The organism is Pseudosulfitobacter pseudonitzschiae, from assembly GCF_900129395.1.
Taxonomy (GTDB): Bacteria; Pseudomonadota; Alphaproteobacteria; order Rhodobacterales; family Rhodobacteraceae; genus Pseudosulfitobacter; species Pseudosulfitobacter pseudonitzschiae.
In genome coordinates, this window is sequence record NZ_FQVP01000013.1 from 14,404 (window position 1) to 32,644 (window position 18,241).

At 65.8% G+C, this 18,241-nt stretch carries 19 protein-coding genes; 11 read left to right on the forward strand and 8 right to left on the reverse strand.

From position 1 onward, the window contains the following. Nucleotides 1-68: 68 nt before the first annotated feature. Nucleotides 69-839: a GntR family transcriptional regulator gene (locus BUC08_RS22150; protein WP_051694615.1), complete on the forward strand. Its 771-nt coding sequence runs from the start codon at nucleotides 69-71 to the stop codon at nucleotides 837-839. Between the two features lie 470 nt (nucleotides 840-1,309). Here the strand turns inward: BUC08_RS22150 and BUC08_RS22155 are convergent, their stop codons facing one another. The 4 genes from BUC08_RS22155 to araD form a co-directional block, all read right to left on the reverse strand. Continuing rightward, nucleotides 1,310-1,585 carry a type II toxin-antitoxin system RelE/ParE family toxin gene (locus BUC08_RS22155; RefSeq protein ID WP_037930052.1) on the reverse strand — a complete coding sequence of 92 codons (276 nt, stop codon included), beginning with the start codon at nucleotides 1,583-1,585 and terminating at the stop codon, nucleotides 1,310-1,312. Further along, the gene (gene relB / locus BUC08_RS22160; RefSeq protein WP_037930055.1) at nucleotides 1,578-1,871 is read right to left on the reverse strand and encodes a type II toxin-antitoxin system RelB family antitoxin; all 294 of its coding nucleotides are present in this window, start codon (nucleotides 1,869-1,871) and stop codon (nucleotides 1,578-1,580) included. The genes BUC08_RS22155 and relB overlap by 8 nt, the downstream gene beginning before the upstream one ends. 70 nt (nucleotides 1,872-1,941) lie before the next feature. Beyond that, a complete protein-coding gene (locus BUC08_RS22165) occupies nucleotides 1,942-2,847 on the reverse strand; it encodes a dihydrodipicolinate synthase family protein (protein WP_037930058.1) in 906 nt (301 codons plus the stop codon). Between the two features lie 10 nt (nucleotides 2,848-2,857). Next, on the reverse strand, nucleotides 2,858-4,597 hold the full coding sequence (gene araD / locus BUC08_RS22170) for an L-arabinonate dehydratase (RefSeq protein ID WP_037930061.1): 1,740 nt from the start codon (nucleotides 4,595-4,597) through the stop codon (nucleotides 2,858-2,860). A 260-nt stretch (nucleotides 4,598-4,857) separates the two neighbouring features. Between araD and BUC08_RS22175 the strand changes: the two genes are divergently transcribed. Beyond that, entirely contained in the window at nucleotides 4,858-6,393 is a 1,536-nt protein-coding gene (locus BUC08_RS22175) for an aldehyde dehydrogenase (NADP(+)) (protein ID WP_037930157.1), read from the forward strand. Between the two features lie 5 nt (nucleotides 6,394-6,398). Beyond that, on the forward strand, nucleotides 6,399-7,373 hold the full coding sequence (locus tag BUC08_RS22180; RefSeq protein WP_051694616.1) for a 2-hydroxyacid dehydrogenase: 975 nt from the start codon (nucleotides 6,399-6,401) through the stop codon (nucleotides 7,371-7,373). Between the two features lie 64 nt (nucleotides 7,374-7,437). Here BUC08_RS22180 and BUC08_RS22185 read toward each other — a convergent pair whose 3' ends face one another. Both BUC08_RS22185 and BUC08_RS22190 read right to left on the reverse strand, forming a co-directional pair. Beyond that, nucleotides 7,438-8,652 (reverse strand): MFS transporter, encoded by a 1,215-nt coding sequence (locus BUC08_RS22185; protein WP_051694617.1) that lies wholly within the window; start codon nucleotides 8,650-8,652, stop codon nucleotides 7,438-7,440. Between the two features lie 101 nt (nucleotides 8,653-8,753). After that, nucleotides 8,754-9,392, reverse strand: coding sequence for a TetR/AcrR family transcriptional regulator (locus BUC08_RS22190; RefSeq protein ID WP_051694618.1), 639 nt, complete (start codon nucleotides 9,390-9,392; stop codon nucleotides 8,754-8,756). Nucleotides 9,393-9,451: 59 nt separating this feature from the next. On the opposite strand from BUC08_RS22190, the gene BUC08_RS22195 reads away from it, so the two are divergent. Then, the gene (locus BUC08_RS22195) at nucleotides 9,452-9,880 is read left to right on the forward strand and encodes a DUF4345 domain-containing protein (protein WP_037930063.1); all 429 of its coding nucleotides are present in this window, start codon (nucleotides 9,452-9,454) and stop codon (nucleotides 9,878-9,880) included. A 228-nt stretch (nucleotides 9,881-10,108) separates the two neighbouring features. On the opposite strand, the gene BUC08_RS22200 is transcribed toward BUC08_RS22195, so the two are convergent. Both BUC08_RS22200 and BUC08_RS22205 read right to left on the reverse strand, forming a co-directional pair. Further along, nucleotides 10,109-11,038: an alpha/beta fold hydrolase gene (locus tag BUC08_RS22200; protein ID WP_051694619.1), complete on the reverse strand. Its 930-nt coding sequence runs from the start codon at nucleotides 11,036-11,038 to the stop codon at nucleotides 10,109-10,111. Continuing rightward, nucleotides 11,025-11,330, reverse strand: a complete 306-nt coding sequence (locus tag BUC08_RS22205; RefSeq protein ID WP_037930066.1) for an ArsR/SmtB family transcription factor — start codon at nucleotides 11,328-11,330, stop codon at nucleotides 11,025-11,027. Before BUC08_RS22205 ends, BUC08_RS22200 begins: the two co-directional genes overlap by 14 nt. Before the next feature lie 128 nt (nucleotides 11,331-11,458). Here BUC08_RS22205 and BUC08_RS22210 point away from each other — a divergent pair, with 128 nt between their 5' ends. From BUC08_RS22210 to BUC08_RS22240, 7 genes are all read left to right on the forward strand, one after another. Then, nucleotides 11,459-11,692 (forward strand): hypothetical protein, encoded by a 234-nt coding sequence (locus BUC08_RS22210; RefSeq protein WP_037930069.1) that lies wholly within the window; start codon nucleotides 11,459-11,461, stop codon nucleotides 11,690-11,692. 363 nt (nucleotides 11,693-12,055) lie between these two features. After that, a complete protein-coding gene (locus BUC08_RS22215; RefSeq protein ID WP_037930072.1) occupies nucleotides 12,056-13,270 on the forward strand; it encodes a GTP-binding protein in 1,215 nt (404 codons plus the stop codon). Next, nucleotides 13,267-13,554, forward strand: a complete 288-nt coding sequence (locus BUC08_RS22220; protein WP_037930075.1) for a DUF6525 family protein — start codon at nucleotides 13,267-13,269, stop codon at nucleotides 13,552-13,554. Before BUC08_RS22215 ends, BUC08_RS22220 begins: the two co-directional genes overlap by 4 nt. Continuing rightward, nucleotides 13,551-15,050 (forward strand): ABC transporter substrate-binding protein, encoded by a 1,500-nt coding sequence (locus BUC08_RS22225; RefSeq protein WP_037930078.1) that lies wholly within the window; start codon nucleotides 13,551-13,553, stop codon nucleotides 15,048-15,050. The genes BUC08_RS22220 and BUC08_RS22225 overlap by 4 nt, the downstream gene beginning before the upstream one ends. After that, entirely contained in the window at nucleotides 15,047-15,976 is a 930-nt protein-coding gene (locus BUC08_RS22230; protein ID WP_037930081.1) for an ABC transporter permease, read from the forward strand. Before BUC08_RS22225 ends, BUC08_RS22230 begins: the two co-directional genes overlap by 4 nt. After that, nucleotides 15,973-16,785 (forward strand): ABC transporter permease, encoded by an 813-nt coding sequence (locus BUC08_RS22235; protein ID WP_200796227.1) that lies wholly within the window; start codon nucleotides 15,973-15,975, stop codon nucleotides 16,783-16,785. Before BUC08_RS22230 ends, BUC08_RS22235 begins: the two co-directional genes overlap by 4 nt. Further along, complete coding sequence (locus tag BUC08_RS22240; protein WP_051694620.1) at nucleotides 16,782-18,230, forward strand: ABC transporter ATP-binding protein; 1,449 nt, start codon at nucleotides 16,782-16,784, stop codon at nucleotides 18,228-18,230. The genes BUC08_RS22235 and BUC08_RS22240 overlap by 4 nt, the downstream gene beginning before the upstream one ends. The last annotated feature ends 11 nt before the right edge of the window (nucleotides 18,231-18,241 follow it).

Consider the following 18,241-nt stretch of genomic DNA (forward strand, 5'->3'; position numbering starts at 1 on the left):
GAAAAAAGACTTCGGGTTTGGGATGCAAACTGATATATTAGGATTAACAGGAACAAAGTGCCCTCGCAATGAATGAATCCAGCAAATCACAAGGCCCGGCGATGAGCCTGTTGCCCAAGGCCATGCGCAGCGCCGGCATGGCGCTGTTCGAGGGCGGGCCAACCGGGCGCGGCGTCTATGACAGCCTGCGCGACCAGATCGTCAAGCTGGACCTGCCGCCGGGCACGCCCCTCTTGCGGGCCGAGTTGGCGGAAACCTATGGCGTCAGCCTGACACCGCTGCGCGATGCCTTGCAGCAACTGGCCAAAGAGGGGCTGGTGCATATTTTCCCGCAGTCGCGCACGCTGGTCACGCCCATCGACGTGACCGCCATCCGCGAGGCCCAGTTCATGCGCATCGCGCTGGAAACCGAAGTGGTGCGCGAACTGGCGTCCGGGATTGCCCCCGAAGATCTGGCGCGGCTGCGCAGCATCGTGGCGCTTCAGTCCGGGATCGCGCAGAACCCAAGCGATGTGCCGACCTTTCAGGAACTGGACGAGGCGTTCCACCAGACGCTGTTCGTCGCCGCGCGCCACGTACAGACCCAGCGGATTTTGCGCAGCCACGCGGGCCACCTGGAACGCCTGCGCCGCCTGCACCTGTCCGACACGGATGACGCGGGCCGGATGCGCAACAACCAGCAGGTGGTCGAAGGGCACACGCAGGTGGTCGATGGCATCGAAGCAGGCGACGCCCCCCGCGCCATGGACGCCCTGCGTCGGCATTTGCAACGCACGGTGGACCGGATCGCCGAGAAGCGGGCGGCTTTCCCGGAGTATTTCGCGCCCGAGAAGGGGTAGCTTTGGACCTGTTTATGGGTCCAGTTGCTGGTGCCGTCTTGTTTTGCAGGGTCGCCAGAAGCGGGTATTCGTGCATCGCGTGGCGAAGGGTAGGAAAGAGCCCTCTCCGCATTCCCCAAGCGCGGAATCGAGGCCGCAGGCCGCCGCGCATCGCCGGGCCGTCCGCCGGCACGGCGATTTGGCTGCTGTTGTGGATTACCGCCAGCTAGGATGTGCTTAGCAGCCATAAAGTGCCAGTCACGCAGGTCGGATCGCCGCACCACGGCCCAACGATGCGCGGCTTAGCACTCTATTTCATGCGTCCGCTTCGTCCCGCACACAGCACCAAGACAGCTCAGCGGATGCACGTCGGCGCGCACGTCCGTCCGCATCTGTGCCTACAGCCCCGCCAAACCGTTCGCCTTTACAAACCCGTCCAGCGCCGCCTGTTGGCGGTCAGCAGCCGGATTCTGACTGCTGACTGCGCAACCTCAGGGCCACATCTGCGCCGCATGAAGAACGCGCAGAACGGTGACCGCCGCCGTGTTTTCAGCATAGACGACGATATATTTGGGCCGGATCACCAGCTCTCGCGTGTCGTTCACCCTACCGGGGCGGCCCGATTTGGGATGCGTCAGAAGGCCAAGCACCTTGTCTTGAATGTCGTCCATCAGGGAAATTGCGGCATCGGGATTGTCATCCGAGATATAGTCAACAATCGCCATCAGGTCCGCGACCGCCAATGCCTTCCATTCAAGGTCAGGCACCGCGCTTGCCGTCGATCAAGGCGCGCGCGTCTCGCATCACCTGATCGTGCGGCTTGGCCGGTGCTGCGTCGGCCAATGCGTCCTGTACCTTGGCGCGGAACCAGGCATCGTAGGCGTCAGCATTTGCCGTTAACCCTGCGGGCAAGCCACCCTCTGCTGCCACGCGGGTCAGCAGGATGCGCACGGCGTCCGACAACGTCAGGCCGACACCGGACAGGGCATCCGTGGCCTTTGCCTTGAGCTGATCATCTACACGAACATGAATCATCGAGGTTTGAGCGGACATGACTGAGCCTCCTTGGAGGCGTCAGTATGTATCTCAATTGAGATACTTTCAAGTCCGCCGTGCAAGCCCCCTACAACCCCGCCAACCCGTTCGCCTTGATAAACCCGTCCAGCGCCGCCTGTTGGCGGTCGGTCAGCGGCCATGCGGACGGCGGGCGCGTCGGGCCGCAGTCCTGGCCGATGGCCATCAGCGCCGCCTTGACGCCGGTGACGTTGGTGCCGTTCTGCTCTTCGGCGCGGATGTCTTCGAACACGCGCATCTCGTCGATCAGGTGGTTGGCCGTCGGATAATCGCCCGCGTCCAAGGCCGCGTGAATCTCCATCGACCGCTCGGGCCAGACGTTGATCAGCCCAGAGGTGAACCCCCGCGCACCGACGGCATAGAGCGGCGGCGCCCAGACCTCGGCCAGACCGCCGACCCAGACGATATGATCGGGGCAGGCGGCAATGGCGCGGGCCAGGTTCAGCGGGTGCGGCGTGGCCCATTTCACGCCCTTGACCCCCTCGACCTCGCACAGGCGGGCGATGCCCTCGGGGCCCATGGTGTCGTTGCGCAGGTACAGCATGACGGGCAGCCCGCCCGACGCGTCGCGCACCGCCTTGATGTAATCCACCGTCCCGCGCGGCGACACGAAGGGATCGGGCGGCTGGTGGATCATCAGCGCATCGGCCCCTGCATCGGCGCTGGCGCGGGCCAGCACACAGGCGTCGCGGATGCCGCGCCCGACACCGGCCAGAACCGGCGCGCGCCCTGCCACCATCTGCGTGACGGCGCGCACCATGGTGCAGGCCTCGTCGGTGGTCAGCGCGTAGAACTCGCCGGTGTTGCCGTTGACGACAGGGATATGCACCCCTGCCCCGATGGCGCGGTCGATGATCGGCGCCAGCTTGTCAGGCGCGATCTCTCCTGCGGCGTCATAGGGGGTTACCAGAATGCCCGAGATTCCGGTCAATGCTTTTGTCAGATCATGGGTCATGGGCCTGCCTTTAGTAAATGTCCGGCTCAGCCGCAGCCGCGCCGAATTGCGTTGTCAGATAGTCGAAGTCACAGCCCTGATCGGCCTGCCCGACGTGGCGCTGGAACATATAGCCCCAGCCGCGTTCATAGCGGGGCGCGGGCGCGACCCAGGCGGCACGGCGCGCGGCGATCTCGTCCTCGTCCACCAGCATGTCCAGCGTCCGCGCCTCTAGGTCCATGCGCACCATGTCGCCGGTTTTCAGCAGCGCCAGCGGCCCGCCGATGAACGCCTCGGGGGCCACGTGCAGGATGCACGCCCCGTAAGAGGTGCCCGACATCCGCGCATCGGAAATCCGCAGCATGTCGCGGTGGCCTTGCTTCAGCAGCGCCTTGGGCATCGGCAGCATCCCCCATTCGGGGAAACCGGGGCCGCCCTGCGGGCCTGCGTTGCGCAGCACCAGCACGTGATCGGGGGTGACATCCAGATTTTCATCGTCGATGGCCGCCTTCATCTCGGGATAGCTGTCGAACACCAGCGCGGGGCCTTCGTGGTGGTAGAATTTCGGATCGCAGGCGGCGGGTTTGATCACCGCACCATTGGGGCACAGGTTGCCGCGCAGCACGGCCAACGAGCCTTCTTTATACACCGGATTGGACAGCGGGCGGATCACGTCGTCATTATAGACCGGCGCGCCCGCGATGCCGTCGGCCAGCGGCTTGCCGGTGCAGGTGATCGCGTCGCGGTCCAGCTTGTCGCCCAGCTGATCCATCAGCGCGCGCAGGCCGCCCGCGAAATAGAAGTCTTCCATCAAATAGTCCGCGCCCGAGGGCCGGATGTTGGCGATCAGCGGGGTCGTGCGCCCCAGCGCGTCCAGATCGTCCAGCTCAAGCGACACACCGGCGCGGCGTGCCATGGCCAGCAGGTGCACCACCGCGTTGGTGGAACAGCCCGTCGCCATCGCCACGATCGCCGCATTGCGCACGGACGCGGGGGTGATGACCTTGTCAGGCGTCAGATCCTCCCAGACCATATCGACAATGCGCCGCCCGCAGGACGCGCTCATCCGTTTGTGGCCCGCGTCGGCGGCAGGGATCGACGAGGCACCGGGCAAGGTCAGCCCCATCGCTTCGGCAATCGCGGTCATGGTGGATGCGGTGCCCATGGTCATGCAGTGCCCGTAGGACCGCGCGATGCCGCCCTCGACGCCGACCCATTCTTCGGACGAGATATTGCCCGCGCGCCGCTCGTCCCAGTATTTCCACGCGTCCGACCCGGACCCCAGCGATTTGCCCGCATAGTTGCCGCGCAGCATCGGGCCCGCGGGCAGGAAAATGAACGGCACACCGGCGCTGATCGCGCCCATGGTCAGGCCGGGGGTGGATTTGTCACAGCCGCCCATCAGCACCACACCGTCCAGCGGGTGCGACCGGATCGTCTCTTCGGTCTCCATGGCGATCATGTTGCGGTACAACATCGAGGTCGGCTTGGTAAAGCTTTCGTCAATCGAGATGGTGGGGATCTCCAGCCCTAGACCGCCGGCCTGGGCGATGCCCTTTTTCACGTCCTCGGCGCGGTCGCGGAAATGCAGGTGGCAGGGGTTCATCTCGGACCAGGTGTTCAGGATGCCGATGACGGGTCGGCCTTCCCAGTCCTCGGGGCCAAGGCCCATCTGCATCATGCGCGACCGGTGGCCAAAGCTGCGCAGGTCATCGGGGGCAAACCAGCGCGCGCTGCGCAGCTGATCGGCGGTTTTCTTGTGCTGGGTCATCCTGGCCCTCCCAAAGCGGTGGATTTTGCAGAAGTTCTGGCGTTTGGGCCTTAACTTTTCCCAACTAATATATTACCATATCAGACAAGATGTCGAGCTTGTTTTGGAAAAGCCCCGCTGCCGGATCGCCACAACGGCACGGGGGCGGTGCGTCGCTGCTGTTCCGGCCCGTGGTTGATCCGGTTCAGGCGAAAACCTACAAGTTCGCACAAACGGCGCAGGACGACTGCGCCGAAACACATATGAAGCAGGAGCATTTCATGACCGCAGACACCAAAGGTTTCACCCCGCACGGCAAACACCTGATCGCGGGCGAATGGGTCGCAGGCGAGACCACGTTTGAAAACGAACCGGCCACGGGCCGCCGCGACAGATTCTCGGTCGGGACACCCGCCCACGTGGACACCGCTGCCGCCGCCGCCGAGGATGCATTCTGGACCTACGGCTATTCCACCCGCGCCGAACGCGCCGCCTTCCTGAACGCCATCGCGGACGAGATCGAGGCCCGCGCCGACGCAATCACCGACATCGGCAGCCGCGAATCCGGCCTGCCCACCGCCCGCCTGCAAGGTGAACGTGGCCGCACCACGGGCCAACTGCGCCTGTTCGCGGATCACATCACCAGCGGTGCCTATCTGGACCGGCGCATCGACGCCGCCCTGCCCGACCGCCAGCCCGCGCCGCGCCCCGAAATCCGGCTGATGCAGCGGCCCATCGGCCCGGTTGCCGTGTTCGGCGCGTCGAACTTTCCGCTGGCCTTTTCCACCGCCGGGGGCGACACCGCCGCCGCACTGGCTGCCGGTTGCCCCGTCGTGGTCAAGGGCCATTCGGCCCATCCCGGCACCGGCGAAATCATCGCCGAAGCCATCCATGCCGCGATCAAGTCCTGCGGCGTGCATCCCGGCGTGTTTTCGTTGATCCAGGGCGGCAAGCGCGACATGGGTCAGGCGCTGGTGCAACACCCGCTGATCAAGGCCGTGGGCTTTACCGGATCGCTGGCCGGTGGCCGCGCGCTGTTCGACCTGTGCGCCCAACGCCCCGAGCCGATCCCGTTTTTTGGTGAGCTGGGTTCGGTCAACCCGATGTTCATCCTGCCCAATGCCGCCGCCGCACGCGGTGCCGACATCGGCACCGGCTGGGCCGGATCGCTGACCATGGGCGCGGGCCAGTTCTGTACCAACCCCGGCATCGCCGTGGTGGAAAAGGGCGCCGATGGCGATGCGTTCGTGGCCGCCGCCAAGGCCGCACTGGCGAAGGTGGACGGGCAGGTCATGCTGACCGACGGCATCGCGCAAGCCTACCGCGACGGGCAGGCCCGCTTTACCGGGCGCAACGCAGTGCAGCCGCTGCTGGAGACCAAAAGCGAGGGGCGCATCGCCAATCCGAACCTCTACGAGACCGACGCCGACACCTACCTGCAAGATCACGCGCTGGGGGAAGAGGTCTTTGGCCCGCTGGGTCTGGTGGTGCGCGTCAATTCCGCCGACGACATGCGCGATCTGGCCAAAGGGTTCGAGGGCCAGTTGACCGCGACGATCCACATGGACGACGCCGACGCCGATGCCGCCCGCGCCCTGCTGCCCATACTGGAGCGCAAGGCCGGCCGCGTGCTGGTCAACGGCTTTCCCACCGGCGTCGAGGTCAGCGAGGCGATGGTCCACGGCGGACCCTACCCCGCCTCGACCAACTTCGGCGCGACATCCGTGGGCACCATGTCCATCCGTCGTTTCCTACGGCCTGTGTCCTATCAGAACGTGCCGACCTCGATCATGTCCGACGATCTGGCCGAAAGCTGAAGGCCATGGCCACCAAATCGCCCAGCGGTCTGATCGGCCCGGTTGCCGTGCTGGACGTGCTGACAGCGGAGGTGCAGGCACAGGTGCGCGGCTATGCGGCGGGCCTGGACCTGCGCTTCGCCCCGTCCGCTTCGGCGCAGGACTTTGCCGCCACGGTCCGGGGTGCGCCCTATGTCGTGGCGCGCAGCCTTGGCTTGCCAGCCGAGGTGCTGCAACAGGCCGACGCGGTGCAGCTGGTGCATCAATGGGGCACGGGCACGGACGGCATTGCGCTGGACGTGGCCCGCATGCGCGGCATTCCGGTGGCGCGCAGTCCGGGGCTGAACGCGCCCACCGTGGCCGACCTGACCATCGGGCTGATGCTGGCCACGCTGCGCCGCATCCCGCAGATCGACGCCACCACGCGGGCGGGCAACTGGGGGCCGGCGGCGCTGATTTCCGGCGCGCGGGATCTGAACGGGATGACCGTGGGGCTGGTCGGCTTTGGCGCCATCGGGCAAGAGGTGGCGCGGCGTTTGTCCGGCTTCGGCTGTCCGGTGCTGTATCACCGCCGTTCAGGTCCGATTGCGGGCAGCACCGCCCGCCATGCCACGCTGGACGAGATTTTCAGCACCTGCGATGTGGTCAGCCTGCACGCGCCGCTGACCGACAGCACGCGGCACCTGGTGGGGGCCGACCGGCTTGCGCAGATGAAGCCGGGGGCGTTCCTGATCAACACCTCGCGCGGCGGGCTGGTGGACGAGGCGGCGCTGACCACGGCGCTGCAGAGCGGTGCCATCGCGGGGGCCGGTCTGGACGTGTTCGCCCAAGAGCCGGTGAACCCGGACAACCCGCTGCTGGCGCTGGACAACGTGGTCGCCCTGCCCCACATCGGCGGGCGCACCGACGACAATCTGGAGCGGATGGTGTCCCATTGGGCCGCCAACATCCGCGCCTTTGACGCGGGTCAGGGGATCGATGCGGAATGTATCGTGCCGTAGGCACGTAGTTTTGATCGTGCCGTAGGCGCGTGGGGCTTGGCGGTGCCGTAGGCGCGTGGCGCTCTTATCGTTCCGCAGGCGCGGACAGGAAGCGGCCGATCGATCCCTTTGGGATCGCGATCAGGATCAGCAGCACGGACAGCAAGGCTGCGCACAGGAACGCGAAGGCGATGGCATAGACCGGCCCCGCCGCCGCCCGTTCGATTGCCGTGGCAAAGACAAAGGCCACGACACTGGACAGCGATGCGATGATCGAAGAACTGAGGCCCGCAAGCGCCCCCAATGGCCGCATCGCGAACGCATTGAGATTGCCAAACAAAAGCCCAAGCGCGAAAAAGCCGACCCACGCCAGCCCAAGCAACAGCGCGAACGGGGGCTGGCCGCCTGTCAACGCGGCCGCCACAAGCAGCGCCGCCCCCGACAGGCCAAGACAGCCAAGGCCCGCGACAATGGGCGCCTCCATCCCGGTGCGGCGCACAAAACGCACGTTCAGCAGCAATGCGGTCCCGGTGCCCGTTGCCAGCAGCGCGAAAAACAGGGGCATCGACGCAGGCAGGCCATACACCGTGCCGAACAAATCCGCCGCGACCGCGAAATAGGTCAGCTGCGCGCCAAAGACAAAACCCGTGGCGATGACAATCGGCGTGACATCCTTGCGCCGCAGCACGGCAAGGGTATTCGCCTTCAGCCGCCTGTATTGAAACGGTATCCGCTTGTCCGCCGGCAGCGTTTCAGGATGCCTGAGCCACAGCCACGCGCCCAGCCCGAAGGCCAGCGCGAAATAGCCCCAGAACACGCCCCGCCACCCGCTTGCCGCAGCGATCTGCGCGCCGATGGCGGGCGCGATCATGGGGACAAGGATCAGCAGGGTGAAGATGACGGACATCACCTGTGCCATCTCCGCACCCGCATAGCGATCCCGGATCATCGCCCGCGTGCCGATCTTTGGCCCCGCCACGCCGACACCCTGAAGAAACCGGCCCGCGACAACGGCCCCGAGGCTGTCACCAGTCGCGGCCAGCACCGTTCCGGCGACAAAGACGAACAGCCCCGCGATCACCGCCGGACGCCGCCCCACCGCGTCGCTTATCGGGCCGATGAGCAGTTCACCGAAGGCCATGCCAAACACGAAAACGGTGATGATCTGCGGGACGGAGAACGGGGGCGCTGCGCCAAGCTCGGCCTCGATCAAGAGCATCGCGGGCAGCACGCCGTCGATTGCCAGGGCCGTCAGCGCGGTGAGCGCAACATACAGCGAGAAACGTTCGATAGTGCGCATGTGCGTGTCCCGTGGATTGATTTTGGCCCGGCGCCGACCCCTGCGAGGTCTACCAGTCGTTCAAATGAATTGCAGCATCAAGTCGCAAGCGCCGGAAAACCCTAGCGCACTGTCGCCCCGCGCACGATCTGCTCCACCATCTCTGCCGCGGCGGGCCAGTCGTGATCCTTGATGGTCACGCGACAGAGGGACACCCCGATCAATCCCGCAATCAACGTGTCGGTGCGCGCGCGCACTTCCGTTTGGGTCATCGGCACGGCGCGCGCCAGAAGGTCACGGAACCGGTCAAAGTGACCCTTTGTGCGCGGGTCCGACATGATCGTGGAGACATCCGCGCGCGCGACACCCGCCGACATGAAAACCAGCCGGAACCGCTCGGGATGCGCCGTCCAGTAGCCGACAAAGGCCTGCGACGCCTCGGACAGGGCGTTGCCCTCCGCCGAACTGGCGGCCGCCTCTACCGTCGCGATCATCTCGTCGAGTACGAAGGCCCAGAGATAGAGCAGGATATCGGCCTTTCCGGAAAAGTGGGCGTAGAGGGTCGCGGGCGAACAGCCGGCCGTCCGCGCGATCTCGCGCATGGAAACGGCCTCCGCGCCTTTGCGCAGATAAAGCTCCAGCGCCTGCGCGCCGATGTGCGTCCGGAACGCTTCTATCTCGTGGTCGCTGCGCGGGGGGCGTCCGGGCAAAGCGCCCTGACGGGTGGGCGGATCATTTTTTTCGTAACGCGTATCAGACAACTTCCCATCCCCTCCGAATCTTTGTATGAACGCGTATCAGATAATTCGGAGGTCTTCCAATGCCAAGCCCAATCAACCCCGCCCTTCGCCTTGTGCTCGCGCTGGCAGGCGCCGGCATCGTCTTGCTGGGGATCGACAACGCCGCCGGGGGCATCGCGACGCTCGGCTGGCAGGTTTCGCCTGATTTCTTTTCCGTCAACGACAGGGATGCCTTCGCCGTGCGCGACAGCCATGCACGGTTTCTCGGCGGGGTCTGGCTTGCCATGGGCCTCGTATTCGTTGCGTCCGCGATCCGGCCGATGCCGCTCGCGCGGACTGTGCCCGTGCTATGCGGCGCGATTTTCCTGGGCGGTCTTTTGCGGTTCACGCAGGTGCAAGACCTGTCCGTGCTGGTCTCGGGCGACATTCTGCCCTCGCTCGCCCTGGAACTGATCCTGTTTCCGCTGATCGGATGGTGGACGATCCGGGAAACCTCGAAAGACCGATAAGTTTCACCATGCCGACGCGCTGGAACCGACGAGGGTGGCGCGTTTATGATCCTTTCCGCCGGTGACGGAAACGGTTGAGTTCTGGCACATCCTGCGGTGCGGAGAAGCTCAGGAACGGGCCCTGTCCGCAATCCCCCGCGCGGGATCAAGGCGCAGGCCGCCGCGCACACCGGACACAAACCCCCTGACAGAATCTACGGGCCAAAACCGGTCCTTTGTGCCATGCCCTTACACCTCATCCATCAGGAATGTGTTGAGGGCGGCATAGGCTTGGTCTGGGGCTTCTTCTGGAATGAAATGCCCGCTTGGCATCAATGCGAAGCGCGCATCGTCACACCATGAATTCCAGATCGCTTCGACATCGAAGTGCCGTCCTATCACGCCTTGCTCTCCCCAAAGCACCAAAGTCGGGCACCGGATTTTGCGACCGGCTTCCCGGTCAGCCGCGTCATGTTCCCGGTCAATGGTGTAGCCAGCCCTGAAACACTCGCACATTGCCGAGACAGAAGCGGGCGCGCTGGAGAGCGCCAGATAGAGTGCTAAAGCGTCTGCGTCATAGGGCACTGGCTTGTCCCCAAGACCAAACAGGATTTGGCGCTGAAATCCTTCCGGATCGCCAGCTATCAGCCTTTCCGGCTGGGGGTACGGTTGGGTCAGGAAGAAGAAATAGAAGTAATCCTGCGCAATCTCGGACGTTGTGCTTTGATAAAGGTCCAGCGCTGGAACGATGTCCATGACGCACAGCCGCTCTACGCGGTCGGGGTGATCGAGCGCGATCCGCCGAGCGACCCGTGCTCCGCGATCATGGCCAACAAGAGCAAAGCGTTCGAAACCAAGCTGTCGCATCACAGAGACCTGCTCCGCCGCCATGATGCGCTTGGCGAAAGCGTTTGGTGTTTGCCCCGGTTCGGGCTTATGGCTCTCGCCCCGACCGCGCAGATCAGTAAGCACAACAGTAAACCGGTCCACGAGACGCGGGGCAATATGATGCCAGCAGAGGTGTGTCTGTGGATCCCCATGCAGCATCAGCAGCGGCGGACCAGAGCCACCGATGAGTGCCAGTATCTGGTTGTTGTCGATGGTGATCCAGCGACGTTCAAATCCCGGTAGCAACTTGGCGTCTAGGTTTTCGGGATGGGGGGCGTCAGAGGCTATCATTGAGCCAGTCCTTATAGGCGGCAATACCTGCCTCGTTGCGTTTGAAGAATGCCCACTTCCCAATGCGTTTCACCGTCAGGAAGTCCGCGCGGCGCAAGAGTTCGAGATGGCGGCTCACGGTTGGTTGCGCCATGCCGAGCTTCTCTGTGAGCAGCGTAACGCACACCCCGATCTCACGCGGATCGCCGGTCACCTGATGCGAGAAGTGATCCCAGGGGTTGGCGAGCCATTCGAGGATCGCGATACGGTGCTCGTTTGCGAGCGCTTTTGATTGTTCGAGTCGATCGGACATGGCAAAATCATATCGAATAAAAGCTATCTGTCAATATAATACGGCTTCGAAAACGCAGGAGAAGGATGCCGCATCTATGACCTTTCCGGAAAACCAAGACCAACAGCCTCAGCTCGGACTTGATCCCAATGCACCGGTGGGACGAAGCTGGCAAACAGCTTGCCGATTTTGCACTACGGCTGGAGGACACGGGCGCAGAGGCCATCGCGCTCGCAGTCAAAGAGCGCAACATCGGAGCCGTTGCGCTTGCCTGCACCAAGCTGCCGATGCCGGAGCTGGAATTGCTTCTGCCTGATTTGCCTGTAGCGGACTCAACCGGCTCTCACATCGAAGCATGTGTAGATTTCATCGTCGGCAGTTGAGTTGGGGAGTAATGGCGTAAACGGTCTTTTCCGCCTCGCCACGCAAAAGCGGCGCGCCGGTCCGCACCGCGCAATTTTGCCAATGTGACCTGCCGTTGAAAATCGGGCTTGAACTTTGGTCACGTTACAAGATAACAAAAGAGTTACGTTATAACATACCATTGTTTGGGATGTGTGCACGCCCCGGCTCCCCCCGGCGGCGTGGCACGGCCTGACCCTGGACACGCAATCACCCGGCGCGCGCGTGACCGGGAGGGGAGGACTCTTGCCATGCGCAAGGCGATCACACTCGGCAAGCACCGCAGCACCCAGACCCGCACGCGCCGACCGCATATTCACTCCAGCCATCGACAAGGAGGCCGCATGACGACCACCGCTGACCCCCGCCTGCCCGTTACCGTCCTCTCCGGCTTTCTTGGTGCCGGCAAGACGACCCTGCTGAACCGCGTCCTGAACAAACGTGACGGACGCCGCGTCGCCGTCATCGTCAACGACATGTCCGAGGTGAACATCGACGCCGACCTTGTCCGCGCGGACACCGAACTGTCGCGCACCGACGAGACCCTGGTCGAGATGTCCAACGGCTGCATCTGCTGCACCCTGCGCGACGACCTGCTGCAAGAGGTGCGCAAGCTGGCCTGTGCGGGGCGCTTTGACTACCTGCTGATCGAATCCACCGGCATCTCCGAACCCCTGCCCGTCGCCGCGACCTTCGATTTCCGCGACGCGTCGGGGCAAAGCCTGTCGGACGTCGCGCGGCTGGATACGATGGTGACGGTGGTCGATGCGGTGAACCTGTTGAACGACTACGCCAGCCACGATTTCCTGCGCGACCGGGGCGAGACATTGGGCGAGCAGGACACGCGCACGCTGGTTCACCTGCTGACCGACCAGATCGAATTCGCGGACGTGGTGATCCTGAACAAGGTCACGGATGCCGGCCCGGACAAGGTCGATGCCGCGCGCAAGATCATCCGCAGCCTGAACGCCGATGCCCGGATCATCGAAACGAACCGTTCGGATGTCGCGCCGGACGCGATCCTGGACACCGGGCTTTTCGATTTCGAAAAGGCGCATGCGCATCCGATGTGGGCGAAAGAGCTGTATGGCTTTGCCGATCACGTGCCGGAGACCGAAGAATACGGCGTGGCTTCCTTTGTCTACCGCGCGCGGCAACCCTTTGACCCCGCGGGCATCATGGCGGTGCTGAACGGCGACCTGCCCGGCGTCATCCGCGCCAAGGGGCATTTCTGGATCGCCACGCGGCCCGACTGGGTGGCCGAATTCTCGCTGGCCGGTGCGCTGTCGTCGGTCACGCCGCTGAGCCAGTGGTGGGCGGCGATCCCGCAGGACCGTCACCCGGACCACGACAGCGCCCGCGCCTATCTGGCGCAGCACTGGCAGGAGCCGTGGGGCGACCGGCGGCAGGAAATCGTCTTTATCGGCGCTGGCATCGACTGGCCCGCGCTCAGGGCGCGGCTGGACGGTGCATTGGTGCCGGAAGAGATCGCGCCGGGTCCCGATGCCCTGCCGGACCTGCCCGATCCTTTCCCGGTCTGGCGGAAGGCAGCGGCATGAGCCGCAACGTGTCCACCACCCTGCCCCGCAGGCGGCGGCCCGACCCGATGCGGGCCTATGACGCCCTGCCGCGCCCGCTCAGGGCGTGGATGGCGCAGGCCGCGCTGCCCTGGTCGCCTGCCTCGTGCCGCCGGATCTGGGTCAGGGCACGGGCCGAGGGCGCAAGCTTTGACGACATACTCGACCGGCTCGCAAGGGCCGAACGGATGACCCTTTCCCGCGACCGCTTGTCACCGCACGCGCACCGCGCCCCGATTCACGATCAACAGGACGACAACAGATGAAACACACCCTGGCCTTCCTTGCCGCAGCCCTGATCGCCACGGCCCTGCCCGCGCAGGCCGACGACACGCTCGACGTGGTCGCGCAATTCGAGATCCAGTCGCCCGAGCCTTCGACCACGGGCTATATCTTTACCCGCATGGGCATCACCGAGACGCTGACCCATGCCGACCCCCAGGGCGTCCTGACGCCGGGCCTAGCCACGGACTGGACGGCCGACGGGGATGGGCTGAGCTGGACCTTCACCTTGCGCGACGGCGTCCGGTTCCATGACGGCACCGCAATGACCGCAGAGGCCGTTGCCGCCGCGCTGGACATTGCCCGCACCAAACCCGGCCCGCTGGCCAAGACGCCGATCACGGCGATCAAGGCCATGGACGGCGCGGTCGTGATCACCCTGTCAGACCCCTTTGCCGCGCTGCCGGCTTACCTCGCCCACTTCAGCGCGCAGATCCTCGCGCCCGCCGCCTATGGGGCGGAGGACGCGGGGGTCACTGTCATCGGAACCGGTCCTTACAAGATCACGGACCTGGCCCCGCCGCTCAGCCTGAAGGCCGAAGCCTTCGACGGCTACTGGGGCCCCGCGCCGCATGTGCCGAACGTCCGCTATTCCGCCGTCAGCCGGGTGGAAACCCGTGCGCTGATGGCGGAATCCGGTGATGCGGACTTTGTCTTTGGCCTTGACCCCGCCTCGGTCGCGCGGCTGGGCCTGTCGGACGCGGTGACCGTGCATTCCGTCGCCATCCCGCGTGTCCTGCTGATCAAGGTCAATGCCGACCACCCGGCCCTGTCGGAACCGGAGGCCCGTCGGGCCCTGTCGCTGGCCATTGACCGCGAAGGCATCGCCAGGGCGGTCCTGCGCTATCCCGAAGGGGCAACACAGCTGTTCCCGCCCTCGGTCGGGGCATGGCACAACGACAGCCTTGTGCCGCTGGCCCACGATCCCGGGAAAGCGAAAGAACTGTTGCAGGGTCTGGGCTGGACCATGGGTGGCGACGGCATCCTGACCCGGAACGGCGAACGCTTTGCCCTGACGCTGACAACCTATCCCGACCGGCCCGAACTGCCGCTGGTGGCCGCCGTGCTGGAACAGCAATTCCGCGCCATCGGGGCAGAGCTGACCATCAACACCACCAATTCCTCCGAGATCAGCGCGGGCCATGCCGACGGGTCGCTGGACCTTGGGCTGATCGCGCGCAACTTTGGCCTGATCCCGAACCCCGTGGGCACAATCCTGTCGGACTATGCGCCGACGGGCGACTGGGGGGCGATGGGCTGGCAGAATGACGAGATCACGGACCTGGCCCGCAGCGTCGGACGCGGCGATGGCGGCGCCCCCGCGCGTGCCCGGATCACCGAGATCCTGCAAACCGAACTGCCGATCATCCCCATCGCCTGGTATCGCCAGACGCTGGCCGTGGCCAAAGGCGTCGAAGGCGCGGTGATCGACCCGTGGGAGCGGACCTTTGGCCTGCCCGAGTTGAGGCTGTCGCAATGAACACGCTGGTGACGCGGGGCATTCAGGCCCTGATGGTCGCGGTCCTGATCGGGGCTGCCACCTTTGCCATGATGCGCGCCCTGCCCGGCGATGCGGCCTATCGCATCGCGGCCGGGCGGTATGGCTATGACAATGTCGACACCGCCGCCGCCGATGCGGTGCGCGACGAACTGGGGCTGGATGGCCCGGCGCTGCCCGCTTTGCTGCACTGGCTGGGCGACCTGCTGCGGCTGGATTTCGGCAATTCGCTGGTCTCGGGCCAGCCGGTGATCGCAGAGATCGGCCACCAGTTGGGCGCATCACTGTCGCTGGCGGCGGTTGCGGTTGTGCTGTCGCTGATCATGGGGCCGCCTCTGGGCATCCTTGCGGGCCTCAGACCCGGCGGGCTGCTTGACCGGGGGCTGCTGGTCGTCTCGACCGGACTGAAAGCGGTGCCACAGTTCCTGATGGCGCTGATCCTCATCCTGATCCTGTCGGTTCAGTTCCGCCTGTTGCCCGCCGCCGGATATGGCGCGGCGCGGCACTTTATCCTGCCTGCGCTGGCACTGGCCCTTGGGCTGGCGGCGGTGAACGCGCGGATTGCGCGGGATGCCATGGCGCGGATCGGGGCGATGCCCTTTTACAGCTTTGCACAGTGGAAGGGGCTGAGCCGACGGCAGGCCCTGCTGCACCACGGTCTGCGCAATGTCTCGGTGCCGCTGCTGACCTATCTGGGGCTGCAATTCGTCACGCTGGTCGAAGGCGTCGTCGTGGTCGAGGCGATCTTTGGCTGGCCCGGCATCGGCCATGCGCTGGTACACGCCATCTTTTCCCGCGATGTGCCGATGGTGCAGGGCACGGCGCTGTGTCTGGGCCTCGGCTTTGTCCTGATCAACACAGCCATCGACCTGCTCACAGCCCGCATTGACCCAAGGAGAGCCGCATGACCGATGCCGTGATGATCCCGCGCCGCGCGGGCCATGCCCTGCGCTGGACGGGGGCCGCATTGGTGGCAGCCAGCCTGATCCTTGCCGTGGTCGGGCCGCTGGCCGTGCCGGGCGATCCCCTTGCCCAGTCGCTGACCAAGGCGCTGTCAGGGCCGGAACCGGCGGCACCGCTGGGCTATGACCACCTTGGGCGGTCGATCTTTCACCGTCTGGCTGCCGCCTTGCGCCTGTCACCCGCCATCGCCATCGCCGCCGTGCTGACCGCCGGGCTGGCGGGGCTGGTGCTGGGCACATGGGCGGCGGCGCGCGGGGGCTGGACCGACCGCATCCTGACGATGCTGGCCGATGCGCTGCTGGCGCTGCCGGGGCTGCTGCTGGTGCTGATGGTGCTGGCCATCGTGCCGGGCACCGCGCCTGGTTTCTGGGCCGGTCTGTCGCTGGTGCTGTGGGTCGAGTTCTTTCGCCTGACCCGCGCCGCCACGCGCGCAGTGCTGGCCTCCCCGGCGGTGCAGGCCACGCGCCTGCTGGGGTTCGGGCCGGTCTATGTCTTTCGCACCCACATCTGGCCGGAAATCGCGCCGATGATGCTGACCGCCGCCGCCTTTGGCACCGCCACGGCGATCATGGCCATTGCCGCGCTGGGTTTCGTGCACGTGGGCATGCGCGCGCCAACGCCCGAACTGGGCCTGATGATGGTCGAACTGTTGCCCTATTGGCGCGAGGCTCCACTGGCGCTGCTGTCGCCGGTGATGGCCACCTTTGCCCTGCTGCTGGGCCTGACCCTTCTGGCCGGGAGCCGTGACACATGACCCTTCTGAAAGCCGATGACATCACCGTGGCCCAAGGCGGCACGCCGATCCTGCACCCAGTGTCCCTGCACCTTGAGCCGGGGGAGCCGCTGGTCATCCTGGGTGAAACCGGATCGGGCAAAAGCCTGCTGGCGCAGGCGATCATGGGCACCCTGCCGCGCGACCTTGCGGCGCGGGGGCGGGTCGTGCTGGGCGACCATTTGCTGGACGCGGCACGGCCCGAGGGGTTCCGCCCGCTCTGGGGACGTCAGATCGCGGTGCTGCCGCAAGAGCCGTGGCTGTCGCTTGATCCGCTGATGCGGGCCGGGCGGCAGGTGACCGAGGCGCACCACCTTGTGCGCGGCCTCGGGACGCAGGACGCGCGGGCGCAGGCGGCAACCGACCTCGACCGCCTTGGCCTTGCCCACGCGGACACGCGGTATCCGCACGAGCTGTCCGGCGGCATGGCACAGCGCGTGGCGATTGCAGCGGCGCGGGCCGGGGGGGCCGGCATCGTCATCGCGGACGAGCCGACCAAGGGACTGGACGCCGCGCGCCGGGACGAGGTCGCGGACCTGTTGCTGGCCGAACTGGCGCGGGGCGGTGGCCTGTTGGTCATCACCCATGACCTCGCGCTGGCGCGACGGATCGGCGGGCGGATGATCGTCCTGCGGGCGGGCCGCGTGGTGGAAACCGGCCCCACCGCCGCCGTGATGGCCGTGCCGACCCAAGCCTATACCCGCGACCTGATCGCCGCCGACCCGGAAAACTGGCCCGCACGAAGCCGGCGGCCTGCCGGTGCGCCGGTGCTGACAGCGACCCGGCTGGCGGCAGGGCGCGGCGGGGTGCGGCTGTTTTCCGACCTGTCCTTTGACCTGTCGGCGGGCCGCATCCTTGGCGTGACCGGCCCGTCCGGTTGCGGCAAGTCCACGCTTGGGGACGTGGTGCTGGGCCTTGCGCCTCCGGCTGCGGGCCGCGTGAACAGGTCAGCGGGGCTGGCCCCGACCGCATTCCAGAAGCTCTATCAGGACCCTGTCGCGGCCTTTCCGCGCCACCGCACGCTGGGCCGTACGCTTGCGGACGTGGCCCACCGCCACGGACAACCCCGCGACCGGATCGACACGCTTTTGCCGCGCCTTGGCCTTAACCCTGTGCTGTTGACACGCACCCCCGGTGGCGTGTCGGGCGGCGAGCTTCAGCGGCTCGCCTTGCTGCGGCTCCTCCTTGTCCGGCCAAGGTTCATCTTTGCCGACGAGCCGACCTCGCGCCTTGATCCGATCACCCAGAAACAGGTGATCGACCTGCTGCGCGACACCGCCGCGGCCGAGGGCTGCGCGATCATGCTGGTCAGCCACGACCCGGAGCTGGTCGCGCGGACGGCAGACCATGTCCTGTCGCTTGCCCCGGCAAAGACCGGTGGCGACCTGTCAGGGCAGGCTGTGAAACGGGCCGGAGGTCTCGGATAGGCTGTGCGTAC